The following is a 15080-nucleotide window of genomic DNA, read 5'->3' as shown; positions in this document are numbered from 1 at the left end:
GTGCCGTTTTTGTTTGCTTGATAGGGTTTGTATTCAGACTTTATAACGATAAACTAGCGACAGTTTTCATTGTTCAAGTGATATACCGATGTTTTGGCTTAAAAAAATCTTATCGCAATTAGTCATGCCCATTCCGCTTAGCATTATGCTATTAGTCATAGCAGCCATGATATGGCGCACAAAAAGAACACGGTTGCTGCAATTTGGCCGTACTGCCTTGGTGGCTGCGATAGCGCTACTGGTATTAACCAGCCAAGCGCAAGTAAGCTATTATTTAGCGGATTCGTTAGAGTCGCAGTATCACGTTAACCATCAACCAATAACAGGGGCTTGTGTTGTGATGGTATTGGGATCGGGTAACCGTGAGCAGCAAGGCCATACCGCAGTGCAGCAATTATCATCTACAGCACTGGCTCGATTAACTGAAGGCGTGCGTCAGTTTAGCCTTGGCCAACACTGCACCTTAGTGGTCAGTGGTTGGAGCGGCGGTAATCAGCCAACTGCTCATGCCACTATTATGGCTCAAGCGGCCCAAGAATTAGGCATCCCCAAAAAGAGTATTACGGTCTTCAATCAACCTAAAGACACCATTGAAGAAGCCAATGCACTTAAGCAATTTTTGGGCACTCAGCCTTTTAGATTGGTGACGTCGGCAACACATATGCCAAGGTCTATGCGCATATTTAATGCTTTGGGGATGCAACCCCAAGCGGCGCCTACTGACTTTATTGCTAATACTCGCGATTGGTGGCGTTTAAATGCGGATAATTTGTTAGATTCACAGCGAGCCATTCATGAGTATGTCGGTATATTATGGTTGTGGGTTAAAGATCTATTAGTGAATAATCACTAGCGTTGTTTACTAAATAGTTGGGTAGCAGTATTTTGAATAATTTATCAATCAATTCCAAGGACACTATTGTGAGTGATGAGCACATGTTAATTAGTCCTTATGCTAAGCGAAATGGCATCACGCTTACAGTTGTTGGCGCGCTAAGTTTAGTGACTAGTTTGATTATTTTTATTGGGTTTAAAGGCTTTTTTGTGCCCGGTATGTTGTGTTTTTCCTTAGGCTCAGTCGCACTGGTGTTAGGTGTCGCTAAAGTGTATCAGCCAGCGGTCAGCTTCAAACTAATGCCTACAGGAGTGGTATTTTTTCATCGTCGTGGTCAGGTATTTATTGAATGGCATAATATTCAGCGGCTTGATAGCGTGCGGGTAAATCAAAATATGGAGATGATTGAACTGCCTTATATTGGCGTCAAACTTAAAAAGATTAATCCCATATTAGATTGTATTTCACCGCGTTTGGCTACCGGATTACTAACCGAACAGCGGCCACTTTTGATGACCGCTGCTACTCAAGATGAGGATTTACAAAGTTTAGAAGGTTACTTAGGTGCAGAATTTACCCCGCTAGTGGTTAACGGTGAACGTTATCGTGGTGTTCTGGCGATGTTCGGTCATCGTTGCCAAACCTTGAATGAGCAGCTTGGTTACCATGTGTACCTATCCATTGACAGTTTAGATCGAGAGCCCAAAGAGTTTGTCGCTTTGTTGCGTCAATGGCAGCGACAAGCACTAATCAATAGTGATGATTAAGCCATTATTAAAGGATGTGGTGATCTTCTAGGAGGTAACATGGCACAGCTTGAGCTATTACAAGGAGGGTGTTTATGTGGCGCCATCCGTTATCAAGTTAATGGTTTGCCATTTGATGCCGATCACTGCCACTGCAGTCAATGTCGAAAAAGTGCAGGTGCGGTGATGATCAGCTGGATGGATTTTGTTATGAACAAGTTCAATGGCTAAAAGGGCAAGTCACAGAGTTTGCTTCATCAAAGGATATTCGTCGGGGTTTTTGTCAACACTGTGGTTGCTCACTGACTTACCGACATCTGGATTATCCGCAGTACATAACATTATCGATTGCATCGCTTGATCTACCACAAAAAGTGCAGCCAACTTACCATATACACACTGATGAGCAGGTTAGCTGGTTAAATATCGATGACAATTGTCCGCGTTATAAGGCAGGAAAAACGCTGACAAAAAGCTCAAATTAGCTTTTTGATGAAATCAGAGTCAATGGTTCTACGTGGCGATAACCTAAAAACTGGCCACCGTCTAAAATTTCGATGTTTTCACAATACGCATCCCCTTCAAAAATACCTTGCTCATGGAGGGTCATTTTTTTACAGTGTGCCTTACCTGTTAGTTGGCCTGCAATCATTAAGTTTCGGCACAAAATATCACCATCAACTGTGCCATTGGGTTCAATCGTCACATTGCCTTGTGCTTTAATATCGCCGTTGATATGCCCTGCAATGAGTACATCACCGCTGAAAATAAGTTTGCCGGTTAAGTGACATTCTGGGGCGATAAAACTCAGCGGATTTGCAGCTTGTTTTTGACCAAACATCTCAGTGCTCTTATGGCTATATTTTGGCTGATAATATAGCGTTAAAGGCAAATAAATAACACCAAAATCGCTCGCTATATTGCTAACTGATTAACATACCGTATTTGATAAATCAGCTCGGTTTGCCAATCTGTATGGCATTAGAAGGGCAGGGAGATACACAAGCACCACAACCCGTACAGGCATCAGTATCTATCAAGGGTTTAGGCACTTGTCCTACTGCCATGATAAAGCTGATTGCGCGTGGATCGCAGGCATCTTTACAACTCTGGCACCAAACACCTTGATAGGTTAAGCAGCTGTCTTTTATGCTGGCTCGAATTGACCAAGGTAAGGACTGGGCGAGATCGAACACCGGCTCTGGGCACACATCAACGCAAAGCTGGCAAAAAGTACATTCACCAAGATTAAAATCTATTTCAGGAAACCCACCTTCACCGCGTTTAATTATTTGGGTTTCGCAGGCGGTAATACACTTGTCACAGCGGGTGCAATTGTCAGTAAATTCTTGATCTGTTTTGCTCCATGGCGGGCGGGTGACATTGGATTTTCTGCGACTAAATAGATTACGCCGACTTTGATTAATACTTTGGCTCATGGCTATCCTAATTGGACGTAAACGCATTAGCTGGCGCTAGGGGTTGTCGCTCTATCAGGCTGAAAATGGCTTCGAGCTAAAACCTGTGCTAACAAGGGCGTTTAATCGCAATTTTTGGGCGGATTGTGGCTTGTTTCTACTGGGTTATCGCTAATTCATGTTAAGTCGCTACATGAATTAGCTCCGCCTGGTATAACATCACCACACAGCCGCAAAATTTACTTTGAAAGATTAACACACCCTGATATTAGCATTCGCTGCAGCTAAAAATTGTTAAGCGCTAGGCATTTTATAACCATCAGGGTTATGTGATTGCCATTTCCAACTGCTATTGGCCATATCTTCAACGGTATGAGTCGCACGCCAGTTAAGTTCTGTTGCTGCAAAACTCGGATCGGCATAACAAGCGGCAATGTCACCAGGACGGCGTGGACTGATTTGATAAGCAATAGTTTTACCACAAGCTGTTTCAAATGCTTTGACCATGTCTAACACACTGTAACCGATACCCGTGCCGAGATTATAAGTCACCAACCCAGGTTTTGTTTGCAGCTTTTTAAGCGCTTGTAAGTGACCCACAGCTAAATCAACAACGTGAATATAATCGCGAACACCTGTGCCATCTGGTGTGTCGTAATCATCACCAAACACGCTTAATTTTTCGCGTTTACCGACAGCAACTTGGGCAATAAACGGCATCAAGTTATTCGGAATGTCGTTAGGATCTTCACCAATTAAGCCGCTTTCGTGAGCTCCAACAGGATTGAAGTAACGTAGTCGAGCAATATTCCAGCTGTTATCTGAGTTGTACAAGTCGGCTAAAATATATTCAACCATCAATTTTGACTGACCATATGGGTTGGTCGCGCCCGTTGGGAAATCTTCTTTAATGGGCAGACTCGCTGGATCGCCATAAACAGTGGCGGATGAACTAAAGACTAAATTTTTAACGTTATTTTCGGCCATGACTTGGCATAAAATAATCGTGCCAGTCACGTTGTTTTCATAATACTTTAATGGTTCGGCGACTGATTCACCGACGGCTTTTAAGCCTGCAAAATGAATAACAGACTCAATACTATGGTCTACAAATACTTTTTGTAGCAAAGCTTTATTTAAAATATCGCCTTGATAAAAAGTGACATCCTTACCAGTAATAGTATGAACACGGGCTAGGGCTTCAACACTTGAATTTGATAAATTATCAACAATGATCACTTCCTGTCCGGCATTTAATAGCTCAACGACTGTGTGGGTACCAATATAGCCGGCGCCACCGGTTACTAAAATTGCCATAAATAAATCATCCTATGAATTAATGAGTCATGTGTGAATGATATTGTAAATTATCCCAGCTCTATCGTCAGTTAAATTATCGATGGTGCGCTAAATTAACTCGGGTTCAGTCTTGCTGTAATGTGTTCATTTATGGCGATAAAACCTGAGCCTACTCATGGGGCTTACAGCTCGTTTGTATTTATTTGTTTACGATTAAAGCAACATAACCGCATGAAATAAACTGTGAGGGAGTTAACAAAACGTCAACGTTAGCACACTATGTAGGGAGTGAAGTTGACGTAAAGTGGAGCCTATGAGTACAGCAACAAAGTATATTGCCCATCAACCTGATGCCCAGGGTTACATTGATTATTCTGAGCATGAGAATCAATTATGGCAACAATTGTATCAGCGCCAAGTGACGAATATGCCGGGTAAAGCCTGTAATGCTTATCTGCAAGGACTCAATGCCTTAGGCATGTCGAGTGACCGTATTCCGCAGTTACCCGAAATCGATAAAGTGTTATTAGATGCTACGGGTTGGAAAACCGCAGCGGTACCAGCATTAATTTCATTTGGGCGTTTTTTTGAGTTACTGGCCAATAAAGAGTTTCCAGTAGCGACGTTTATACGTAGCAAAGAAGAGTTTGATTACCTGCAAGAGCCTGATATATTTCATGAAATATTTGGTCATTGTCCATTGTTGACTAATCCATCATTTGCACATTTTTCGCATATGTATGGCCAGTTAGGACTTGCGGCATCCAAAGAAGAGCGAGTGTTTCTTGCGCGGCTATATTGGTTCACTATTGAATTTGGTTTAGTACAAGCGAAAAATGAGCCATTAGCCATTTACGGTGGTGGTATTTTAAGCTCTCCTGGTGAAACGCTTTATTCGTTAAGTGATGAGCCAGAACGTAAACCTTTTGACTTACTTGATGTGCTGCGTACTCCTTATCGTATCGATATTATGCAACCTATCTATTACGTGATTAACCATATTGATTATTTAGATGAAATTGCCCGTATGGACATTATGAGCATGGTGACCAAGGCCCGCCAATTAGGCATGTTTGAGCCTAAGTTCGCCCCTAAAATCAAAGCAATTTAATCGATTTACTGCTACTGAATAGAGGGTTGTTTTCTCATCAGTATGCAAGTTAGACATTATTATAATTAAGCCTAGGAGTAAAAATGAACGCATTAACCGAGATGAAGTGTGAAGCATGCCAAGCAGATGCCCCGAAAGTGAGTGATGCTGAGTTGGCTGAACTTGTCGGTATGATCCCCGATTGGGGCGTTGAAGTTCGTGACGGTATTATGCAGCTTGAGCGGGTTTATAAATTTAAAAACTTTAAGCTGGCCATGGTGTTTACCAATAAGTTAGCTGATTTAGCCGAATCTGAAGGTCATCATCCTGGAATATTAACCGAATGGGGCAAGGTCACGGTCACTTGGTGGTCACACTCAATTAAAGGTTTACACAAAAACGATTTTATCATGGCTGCCAAGACAGACCAGTTGTTAGACGCGTAATTATCGTCATCGATTTCAGCACATTACGTTAACGTAATGTGCTGAAATAATCGCTCTGTTACAATTCTACTGTAAACTTCACTTGCCACCGAAGCAATATCCCTCTAACGTTATGCCAAATTTCCGCAATAAAACTTCAATAAATAGGGAATCGTTACATTATGCGTTTGGAAGTCAGCTGTATTGATCGCGTGGGTTTAGCGAAAGACATCCTCGTCGTGCTCGAAAAACATGGAATTAACTTAATCGCAATTGATGCCAGTAATAAGGGGTTCTTATTCCTGCAATTTGCTGAGATCAGTTTTGAAACATTACGAGAGTTAATGCCGCAAATTCGTAAGGTTGAAAGTGTACATGACGTCCGTACCGTGTCTTTTATGCCGTCAGAACAAGAGCATTATGCCCTTAAAACCTTACTTAAAACCTTACCCGACTCAGTGTTTTCAACTGACGCTAAAGGGCGAGTGCGCATCGCTAATGAATCGGCCTTATTGACGCTCGGTATGGCTGAACATGAAGTGGTAGGGGAGTCGCTTAACCATTGGGTTCAGGGGTTTAACTTTGCCCGTTGGATGAGTGAAATACCTGTATTGGCTCAAGCTACTCGAGTGCAAATTAACTCGAACGAGTATTTGGCCGAAATGCTACCCATTTATTTACCTGACGATGATGACAAAACCATTTTAGCGGGTGCCGTTATTTCGCTCAAATCACCTGCTAGAGTCGGTAAACAATTTAACGCGCTGCAAAATCAAACCACAGGTTTTGATAATGTATTAGCGGTTAGCGATAAAATGAAAGACATACTCAAGCAAGCTAAGCGCATGGCACAGCTCGATGCGCCTTTGCTGATAACCGGTGAAACGGGGACGGGTAAAGAGCTCATGGCGCGTGCTAGTCATGATGCCAGTATGCGCCGCGAACATCCGTTTATTGCGATTAATTGTGCTGCACTACCAGACAGCGTCGCAGAAGAAGAATTATTTGGTTTTGTCAGCAATGGCACAGTTGTAAAACGCGGGTTATTTGAAGAAGCCAAAGGCGGGACGGTATTTCTGGATGAAATTGCCGAAATGTCCAAAGCGGCGCAAGTTAAATTACTGCGTTTACTTCAAGACGGTACCTTTAGACGCATTGGTGGTGATGAAGAAGTTCGCGCAGATGTGCGTATTATTTGCTCAACCCAAAAACATTTAGCTGAGCTCTGCCAAGCGGGTGAGTTTAGAGAAGATTTATATTACCGTATTCATGTATTAAGTTACCACATGCCATCCCTGCGTGAGCGCCGAGTCGATGTGCTGCCATTAACCGAAATGTTCTTAGAACATTATAGTCAGCAGTTATCGAGTCCATTAAGACGGATCTCGGCAACTTGCCGCGACTATCTGTTTACTTATGCGTGGCCAGGTAATGTGCGTCAATTGAAAAATGCCATTTTTAGGGCGGTATCCATGTGGGATGGTTCGACAGAGCTGACCGTTGAACAACTCAAATTACCATCCTATGCCGAAGGTTTTGGTTACTTCGACGAAGAGTTTGAAGGCACCTTGGATGAAGCCATGAAAGAATACGAAGCGGGTTTATTGCGTCGATTGTATCCTGCGTATCCAAGTACACGACAGTTGGCTAAGAAACTTGGGGTGTCACATACCGCAATTGCTAATAAATTACGCGATTATAATATTAGTAAGAAAAAGTGATGTAACGATTTAATGCCAGTATTTTGCTGGCATTTTAGTCACATAAACGCTGTAAATCAGTATTTGCGGTGCGTTTATATTAATGTAACGAATAATTTACAAATAGCCGTGAGCACCAACAAAATGTGATTGAGCTCACGCTATAGGTTTTTCTGCCGTGATCGGTTATTTGTATCGTCAAATTGAGCGTGTAGTGTGGATAATCCGCTGCGCTCACCCAGTATTTAGGAGCAATAATGAAACTTGCAAGTTATCACAACGGACGTCGCGACGGCCAATTGATGTTAGTCAGTAAAGATTTGAGCAAAACCGTCGCCGTACCTGCTATTGCACATACTATGCAGCAATTATTAGATGCTTGGGATCTGCTTTACCCACAATTGAATGAGTTATATGAAGCGTTAAACGCTGGGCATATGGATAATGCGGCAGATTTTGATGAAAGTCGTTGCTTATCACCTTTACCACGAGCTTATCAATGGGCCGATGGCAGTGCTTATGTCAATCACGTTGAATTGGTTCGCAAAGCGCGTGGCGCTGAAATGCCGGCATCTTTTTGGACCGACCCTCTGGTGTATCAAGGTGGCTCAGACAGTTTTATTGCGCCTAAAGCCGATATCGAAATGGCCAGTGAAGAATTTGGTATTGATTTTGAATCTGAAATTGCCATTATCACTGATGATGTCGCCATGGGTGTTAGCAGCGAAGATGCCGCTAAACACATCAAACTATTGATGTTGGTTAACGATGTATCACTGCGTAATTTAATCCCTGGCGAGTTAGGCAAAGGCTTTGGCTTTTTCCAATCAAAGCCATCAAGTGCGTTTTCACCCATTGCTATTACCCCTGATGAATTAGGTGATAAGTGGCAAGACAGCAAGGTGCATTTACCCCTAGTAACACATTTAAATGGTGAGTTGTTTGGGCGTCCTAATGCGGGTGTGGACATGACTTTTAACTTTAGTCAGTTAGTATCACATGTGGCTAAAACACGCCCATTAGGTAGCGGTGCGATTATTGGTTCTGGCACCATTTCAAACTATGACCGCAGTGCTGGCTCAAGCTGTTTGGCTGAAAAGCGCATGCTTGAAATTATTGCCGACGGTAAAGCCTCAACACCTTTTATGCACTTTGGCGATACGGTACGTATCGAAATGTTTGATGAAAACGGTGTGAGTATTTTTGGTTCTATCGATCAAAAAGTGGTTGAGTACAAAGCCTAAGATTATTAGGGTAATATAAGCCGACATAATTAAGGCAATAGCGTTCAGTCGTTATTGCCTTTTTGTTAGGCAAAATAAAATAAAAATAAGGAAATTGACATGAAGCTCTATGGTTATTGGCGCTCAAGTGCGGCTTATCGGGTTCGTATAGCATTAAACTTAAAGCAGTTATCCGCAGAACATATTTCGGTGCATTTAGTTAATAATGGCGGTGAGCAACACAGTGCTAGTTTTCATCAATTAAATCCACAGCATTTAGTGCCAGCCTTTGTTGATAGCGGCGAGCAGGGTGAGCTGACATTGTCGCAATCACTGGCCATTATTGAGTATCTTGAAGATAAGTATCCAGATCATCGTCTACTGCCAAGCAATATTGAAGATCGTGCCATTGTACGTAGTATGGCTCAGGCCATTGCGTGTGAAATTCACCCTTTAGACAATTTGCGAGTATTACAATATTTAGTCAACGAAATGGGCGTGTCTGAAGCCGATAAAATGCGTTGGTATCATCATTGGATCCATGTTGGTTTTACTGCACTGGAAGTGCAACTAAGTCAATATTCTGGACGCTTCTGTTTTGGGGATACGCCTTCGCTGGCTGATATTTGTTTGATCCCCCAAGTGTATAATGCCAAACGCTTTAACTTAGAGCTGGCCGCATACCCCAATATTGTCAGGATTTGGCATGAGTGCCAGCAATTAAGTGCATTTGCTGACGCTGCACCAGAGCAGCAGCATGACGCCAGCTAATGAACCCTTTGTGAGTAATGAGTTGCAACGACTAGGGGCTGATGCGTTACAGGCGCAGTTATCGACATGGTTGCAACAAGATGCTCAGCGTCTAAATGCCTTGCAAGTATGCTGTGAAGTGTTAAATCATTTCAATATTGGTGATTGGTACATTGCTGCCGGCTTTGTACGTAATTTGGTATGGGATAAATTACATCATATTAGGTCACAAGCATTAAATGATATCGACGTGATTTACTGGTGTGATAGTGATGTATCTGTAGAGCGTGATCGCGAGATTGAAGCCAAACTAAGGCTGCAAGCCGATTTGCCATGGTCAGTGAAAAATCAAGCCAGAATGCATCTCAGAAATAACGATCCTGCTTATTTATCATGTCTTGACGCCATGTCTTATTGGCCTGAAAAACAAACGGCAGTCGGGGTAAAGTTAGTCAATCCCAGTCCTGCTGTCGCTGCCCATATTAATCAAAAAGTGCCTTTTACAGGCCCTAATTCTGCAACAACAGTATTGGCCCATGACTATGAGATTAAAGTGGACGCTGTTTTTGGATTAGCCTGTCTTTTTTCTCTGAGTTTACATGCTAATCCTAAACGCGACATCAGTGTGTTTAAATCTAGAGTCATTCAAAAGAAATGGCTACTCCAGTACCCTAAATTAACCATGATTACTGAGCCATTTCTAAGCTCTAAATAATGCTCTTTGTGACCTCTCATATTTTCTCAATATGCGCTTAACAGTCTGATTTACTCAGTTTGATATGTGATCTAAATCAAGCTAACTCAATTAAGTTGTTATCTCTAAAGGGGTATTATGCTTTTGTTGATCTATGTCAATGTTACTCATAGATTACTTATGTAGGTTGTTGGCAAATGTTGAGGATGCACTCAACTGCATCTAGTTGTCATTGCCAAGGAGTGTTAAAAATGAATAAGAAAATTACCCTAAGTTTAGTTGCCGTGTCTTTATTATCTGCCGGCCTGTCATTTAGTGCTGCGGCCCATCAAGCTGGAGATATTATTGTCCGTGCCGGTGTGGCGATGGTTGCTCCAAATGAGTCAAGCCCAGTAGTGGCAAATGTTGCTGAATTTAGTGTCGATAATGATGTTCAGCTAGGGCTAAACTTTGGTTATATGTTAACTGATAATGTCGGTATTGAATTACTTGCAGCATCGCCTTTTAGCCACGATGTTTCACTGGGCGCATTAGGTAAAATTGCAGACTCAAAGCAATTACCGCCAACACTAGTAGCACAATACTACTTTGGTGATTCACAGTCAGCTTTACGTCCATATGTGGGGTTAGGCGTTAACTTTACTAATTTCTATGACAATGAATTTACTCAAGATGCGAAAGATCTTGGCTTAGAAAATTTAAGCTTATCGAATTCTTGGGGACTTGCGGCTCAAGTTGGTCTTGATTATCAAATTGACAAAAAATGGTTAGTTAACGCGTCAGTTTGGTATGCACAAATTTCTACTGATGTGAGCTTTGATATGGGTGCCGATCATGTTGTGGTTGATACCGATATTGACCCTTGGGTTTACATGGTCAGCGTGGGTTATACGTTTTAAGTCGTTCACGCTACTTAGAATACCTCTGCGATAATGGCAGTGATAACGAAACAGGAACCTAAGGGTTCCTGTTTTTGTTGGTGTTGTTTATTAAGATTTTTTACGCGGTTTCCAATGGCGAGTATTGTAAATATATTCAGGTAATAAGCGATTAATCCACGCCACAAAGCGCCAGCGTTTAGTGACATACACTCGGCGTTTACCTTTTTTAAGGGCGGTTAATATTTGTTTGGCGACCTTGTCTATCGGCGACAATAAAAAGCGCGTATTGAGAAACATCGCTTTATCATATAAGCCAAGCTGGATATCACTAATCGTAATAGGTAATTTTAATCGTTGTGCATGCATGCACAAACCTTGCAGATAATTAGCGGCAAACGCTTTAGAGGCATGATAAGCCACATTTGGACCACCACGTTGGCCCGCTATTGAGTTAATCGCCGCCAGTTGTCCATAACCTTGTTGACACATCAACTTAAATACACAGTTACTGATGGCGGCAAATCCTCTGACATTGATATCAACAATATCTTGTTCAATCGGCCAAGGTAGTGCCGCGTCGTAATGATTCACACCCGTATTCACGATCACTAGATGAGCACCATTGTGCTGCTCCCATGCAGAAGTGAGTTGCTTAATTAAGGTTTCAGGCTCAAAAATACTTAACGGGTAAACGCTCACTTCCCCTGGTAAGGTTCGACAAAAATCGCTTAATACATCAGGATCTGGCACAAAAAGCACTAGGGATACATTTTGTTCCGATAACTGTCGTGCAAGCGCTTGGCTTAATTGCGAAGTCGCCCCAATAATCATTGCCGTTGCGGTAGGCGTGGTTGTTAACATAGTCAGCATCATCGTAATGTGGTGTCTTATAATAGGAATATCGGCTATTGATAACAAGCGAGAAAATATTTCAACTAAAGACGTGTAGACTTCTAGACATCCTTGTGTATTATGAAAGCGACTAACAATGAGTGGTCAGTTAGATGACAATAATGGGCTGTCAAAGCGTATCCATCGCCTTAGCGCTAAGTAAGACATTATTTTCAATGGTAATGTGCTGACAGTCCTGAGAATATCTAGGTGTTATTTTAGGCGAATATTTATGGTGATTTTGTGATCTTAAGCGGTGACTCACCCACGGCTAAATACGCTTATCACCTCGGCATGCTCTATCTGTGGCAGTGATAGTGCGGTATGGTCGAAATGATAAACTCATCATTATGGCTAAATACACAAGATAATTTATTTTCTTCACACAAAAGGTAATCAGTATGCCGGTTAGAATTCCAGATAACCTGCCAGCAGCAGGTATTTTAGAGTCAGAAAATATCTTTGTGATGTCTGAAACCCGTGCTGCTAATCAGGACATTCGTCCAATGCGGGTATTAATCTTGAATTTAATGCCCAATAAAATTGAAACTGAAACCCAGCTATTGCGCTTATTGGGTAATACGCCATTGCAAGTCGGGGTTGATTTATTACGCATCCATGATAAAGAGTCAAAGCACACTTCTGTGGATCACATGAATACTTTTTATCGTGATTTTGAAGAGATCAAGCACAACAATTACGATGGCTTGATTATTACTGGCGCGCCTTTAGGCCAAATTGACTTTAAAGATGTGGTCTATTGGGACCATATTCGCGAGATCATTGATTGGTCGCAACAACATGTGACATCAGTATTATTTCTGTGCTGGGCTGCTCATGCGGGTTTCTATCATCTTTACAATTTAGAACGTAAGTTATTGGCCACTAAACGTTCGGGGGTGTTTAATCATCGTCGCACCAGCGATCCACATCCATTATTGCGAGGTTTTGATGATGAATTTTTTGCGCCACATTCTCGCTTCGCCGAAATGGATATTGAACAAGTTCGCCAACATCCTGATTTAGACGTGTTGGCAGAGTCTGATGACGCTGGAGCCTATATTGTTCTTAGTCGCGATAATCGTAATGTGTTTGTTATGGGTCATCCTGAGTATCAAAAAGATACCTTGAATGACGAGTATGTGCGCGATAAAGGCCTAGATCTTAATCCTGATATTCCACAAAATTATTATCGTCAAGACGATCCAAACCAAGATCCTATCGTGCGTTGGCATAGTCATGGCAGTTTATTGATCAGCAATTGGCTTAATTATTATGTCTATCAGTTAACGCCTTATGATCTGTCTGACATGAACGCCAAAACGCCATGGGAAAGTAAAAAATAATCACTTATTATTCAATTTTATAGGCTTTTATTTTGTTGCGTTGAGGTGACTTTTATTAAGGCTATTACGCGATAACGTGAAATAGCCTTTTTTGTTTATCTACTCTCCCTAAGGTCACTATTCTGATGTATTGCTATTAGCCGCTAAAACGCGATTAATCATTAAAATTTGCCGTTAATTATCAGCATTCATAGCACAATTGTTCATGCTGGGGCCACTTCATAGACTAAAGTGTAATCCAATTTTCCACAGTAAGACCTCCTGATAATAACTAATTTATAAACAGTTAGTTAGCTACCATTTTTAGTGTTTTTTTATCCAGTGTAAATCTTCGATGACAACGCCATGAGATTAACATCACCTTTTAGACCATTTTTTACTTGCTTTACGTTAGCGTCAACGTCAAAGTGGTGTGATATTATTTTCAATAATTTTTAAAGCGCAGTGAATTGGAGTGGTTATGAGTACAGAGCAAACAGGTCAAGATGTCGTTATTGTTGCCGCGAAGCGTACACCAATGGGTGGGTTTCAAGGTGCATTGTCTGAGGTCGCGTCGCCAGTGTTAGCGGCCACGGCGATTAAAGGCCTTTTAGCCCAAACGGGGATCAGTGCCGATAGCGTAGATGAAGTGCTAATGGGCTGTGTGTTGCCTGCTGGTCTTGGCCAAGCACCAGCTCGTCAAGCCACATTAGGTGCCGGTTTACCTCTAAGTGTTGGTGCCACAACAGTGAATAAAGTCTGTGGTTCAGGTATGAAAACCGTCATGTTAGCTCACGACTTAATTAAAGCCGGCAGCAGCCAAGTGGTCGTAGCTGGCGGCATGGAAAACATGAGCAGAGCGCCATATTTACTCGACAAAGCTCGAAGCGGAATGCGTATGGGTCACGGTAAAGTAATGGACCATATGTTTTTAGATGGCCTTGAAGATGCCTACACTGGAGGCGCTATGGGCACGTTTGCACAAAAAACGGCCGATGATTTTGGCTTAACCCGTGAACAAATGGATGCTTTCGCATTGTCATCACTGGAAAAAGCCAATGCAGCGATTCAATCGGGAGCGTTTAAAGATGAAGTGGTATCTGTCACCGTAAGTGCTCGCGGTGGTGATATCAGTGTTGATATCGATGAACAGCCAGGAAACGCTCGTCCTGAAAAAATCCCCAGCTTACGTCCTGCTTTTACTAAAGACGGCACCATTACTGCGGCTAACTCAAGTTCAATATCAGATGGCGCTGCGGCACTGATGTTAATGACCCGTGAGAAAGCCACTCAGTTAGGTCTAACCGTTATGGCGACCATTAAAGGCCATACGACTCACTCGCAAGAACCATCAATGTTTACCACAGCTCCTGTTGGCGCGATGCAAAAACTGTTCGAAAAAGTGCAGTGGAGTAAAGATGACGTTGATTTATATGAAATTAACGAAGCATTTTCCATGGTAACCATGCTTGCCGTGTCTGAACTTGGTTTAGATAACAGCAAAGTCAATGTTAACGGCGGTGCTTGTGCATTAGGTCATCCAATTGGTTGTTCTGGCGCCCGTTTATTAGTGACATTGATTTATGCCTTAAAAGCCCGTGGTCTTAAGCGCGGCGTGGCATCACTATGTATTGGTGGTGGTGAAGCCACCGCGATGGCGATAGAAGTGGAATAAAGCCACACTCGCTAAGTTCAATAAGACCACTGCGCAGGTAAATGTACATCCAGCCACTCAATGAGTGAGACTGACAAACATAATAAACGGCATTACCTGTGCAATAACTCAATACGAGTGATGTTACT

Annotated in this window: 15 protein-coding genes and 1 pseudogene; 12 read left to right on the top strand and 4 right to left on the bottom strand. The window is 42.2% G+C overall.

Annotated features, from left to right (window positions below):
* Nucleotides 1–88 precede the first annotated feature (88 nt).
* From H5123_RS18160 to H5123_RS18150, 3 genes and pseudogenes are all read left to right on the top strand, one after another.
* A complete protein-coding gene (locus H5123_RS18160) occupies nucleotides 89–853 on the top strand; it encodes a YdcF family protein (RefSeq protein ID WP_182698865.1) in 765 nt (254 codons plus the stop codon).
* Between the two features lie 65 nt (nucleotides 854–918).
* Entirely contained in the window at nucleotides 919–1602 is a 684-nt protein-coding gene (locus tag H5123_RS18155) for a DUF2982 domain-containing protein (RefSeq protein ID WP_310736151.1), read from the top strand.
* A gap of 39 nt (nucleotides 1603–1641) precedes the next feature.
* Nucleotides 1642–2066, top strand: a pseudogene (locus H5123_RS18150) (GFA family protein).
* Here the strand turns inward: H5123_RS18150 and H5123_RS18145 are convergent.
* The 3 genes from H5123_RS18145 to galE form a co-directional block, all read right to left on the bottom strand.
* A complete protein-coding gene (locus H5123_RS18145) occupies nucleotides 2063–2422 on the bottom strand; it encodes a polymer-forming cytoskeletal protein (protein WP_124016228.1) in 360 nt (119 codons plus the stop codon). The pseudogene H5123_RS18150 and the gene H5123_RS18145 overlap by 4 nt on opposite strands.
* A gap of 112 nt (nucleotides 2423–2534) precedes the next feature.
* Nucleotides 2535–3020 (bottom strand): ferredoxin-type protein NapF, encoded by a 486-nt coding sequence (gene napF, locus H5123_RS18140; protein ID WP_182698864.1) that lies wholly within the window; start codon nucleotides 3018–3020, stop codon nucleotides 2535–2537.
* 273 nt (nucleotides 3021–3293) lie between these two features.
* The gene (gene galE / locus H5123_RS18135) at nucleotides 3294–4316 is read right to left on the bottom strand and encodes a UDP-glucose 4-epimerase GalE (RefSeq protein WP_182698863.1); all 1023 of its coding nucleotides are present in this window, start codon (nucleotides 4314–4316) and stop codon (nucleotides 3294–3296) included.
* A 295-nt stretch (nucleotides 4317–4611) separates the two neighbouring features.
* On the opposite strand from galE, the gene phhA reads away from it, so the two are divergent.
* The 7 genes from phhA (at nucleotide 4612) to ompW (ending at nucleotide 11079) form a co-directional block, all read left to right on the top strand.
* Nucleotides 4612–5409 (top strand): phenylalanine 4-monooxygenase, encoded by a 798-nt coding sequence (gene phhA, locus H5123_RS18130; protein ID WP_182698862.1) that lies wholly within the window; start codon nucleotides 4612–4614, stop codon nucleotides 5407–5409.
* Between the two features lie 83 nt (nucleotides 5410–5492).
* A complete protein-coding gene (locus H5123_RS18125; RefSeq protein WP_124016224.1) occupies nucleotides 5493–5834 on the top strand; it encodes a 4a-hydroxytetrahydrobiopterin dehydratase in 342 nt (113 codons plus the stop codon).
* 161 nt (nucleotides 5835–5995) lie between these two features.
* The gene (tyrR, locus tag H5123_RS18120) at nucleotides 5996–7534 is read left to right on the top strand and encodes a transcriptional regulator TyrR (RefSeq protein WP_182698861.1); all 1539 of its coding nucleotides are present in this window, start codon (nucleotides 5996–5998) and stop codon (nucleotides 7532–7534) included.
* 236 nt (nucleotides 7535–7770) lie between these two features.
* Nucleotides 7771–8757 (top strand): fumarylacetoacetate hydrolase family protein, encoded by a 987-nt coding sequence (locus H5123_RS18115; protein WP_124016222.1) that lies wholly within the window; start codon nucleotides 7771–7773, stop codon nucleotides 8755–8757.
* A gap of 99 nt (nucleotides 8758–8856) precedes the next feature.
* Entirely contained in the window at nucleotides 8857–9507 is a 651-nt protein-coding gene (maiA, locus tag H5123_RS18110) for a maleylacetoacetate isomerase (RefSeq protein WP_182698860.1), read from the top strand.
* Complete coding sequence (locus H5123_RS18105) at nucleotides 9494–10201, top strand: nucleotidyltransferase family protein (RefSeq protein ID WP_182698859.1); 708 nt, start codon at nucleotides 9494–9496, stop codon at nucleotides 10199–10201. Before maiA ends, H5123_RS18105 begins: the two co-directional genes overlap by 14 nt.
* Before the next feature lie 230 nt (nucleotides 10202–10431).
* Complete coding sequence (gene ompW / locus H5123_RS18100) at nucleotides 10432–11079, top strand: outer membrane protein OmpW (RefSeq protein WP_124016219.1); 648 nt, start codon at nucleotides 10432–10434, stop codon at nucleotides 11077–11079.
* 90 nt (nucleotides 11080–11169) lie between these two features.
* On the opposite strand, the gene H5123_RS18095 is transcribed toward ompW, so the two are convergent.
* A complete protein-coding gene (locus tag H5123_RS18095) occupies nucleotides 11170–11922 on the bottom strand; it encodes an SDR family oxidoreductase (protein WP_182698858.1) in 753 nt (250 codons plus the stop codon).
* A 431-nt stretch (nucleotides 11923–12353) separates the two neighbouring features.
* On the opposite strand from H5123_RS18095, the gene metA reads away from it, so the two are divergent.
* A complete protein-coding gene (metA, locus tag H5123_RS18090) occupies nucleotides 12354–13298 on the top strand; it encodes a homoserine O-succinyltransferase (RefSeq protein WP_182698857.1) in 945 nt (314 codons plus the stop codon).
* 460 nt (nucleotides 13299–13758) lie between these two features.
* Nucleotides 13759–14952 (top strand): acetyl-CoA C-acyltransferase, encoded by a 1194-nt coding sequence (locus tag H5123_RS18085; RefSeq protein ID WP_182698856.1) that lies wholly within the window; start codon nucleotides 13759–13761, stop codon nucleotides 14950–14952.
* Nucleotides 14953–15080 lie beyond the last annotated feature (128 nt).

The sequence above is a fragment of the Shewanella sp. SR43-4 genome (genome assembly GCF_014163845.1).
In the GTDB taxonomy this organism is placed as follows: domain Bacteria; phylum Pseudomonadota; class Gammaproteobacteria; order Enterobacterales; family Shewanellaceae; genus Shewanella; species Shewanella vesiculosa.
Note: the sequence above shows the minus strand (reverse complement) of the source record. Positions and strands in the feature narration are given on the sequence as shown.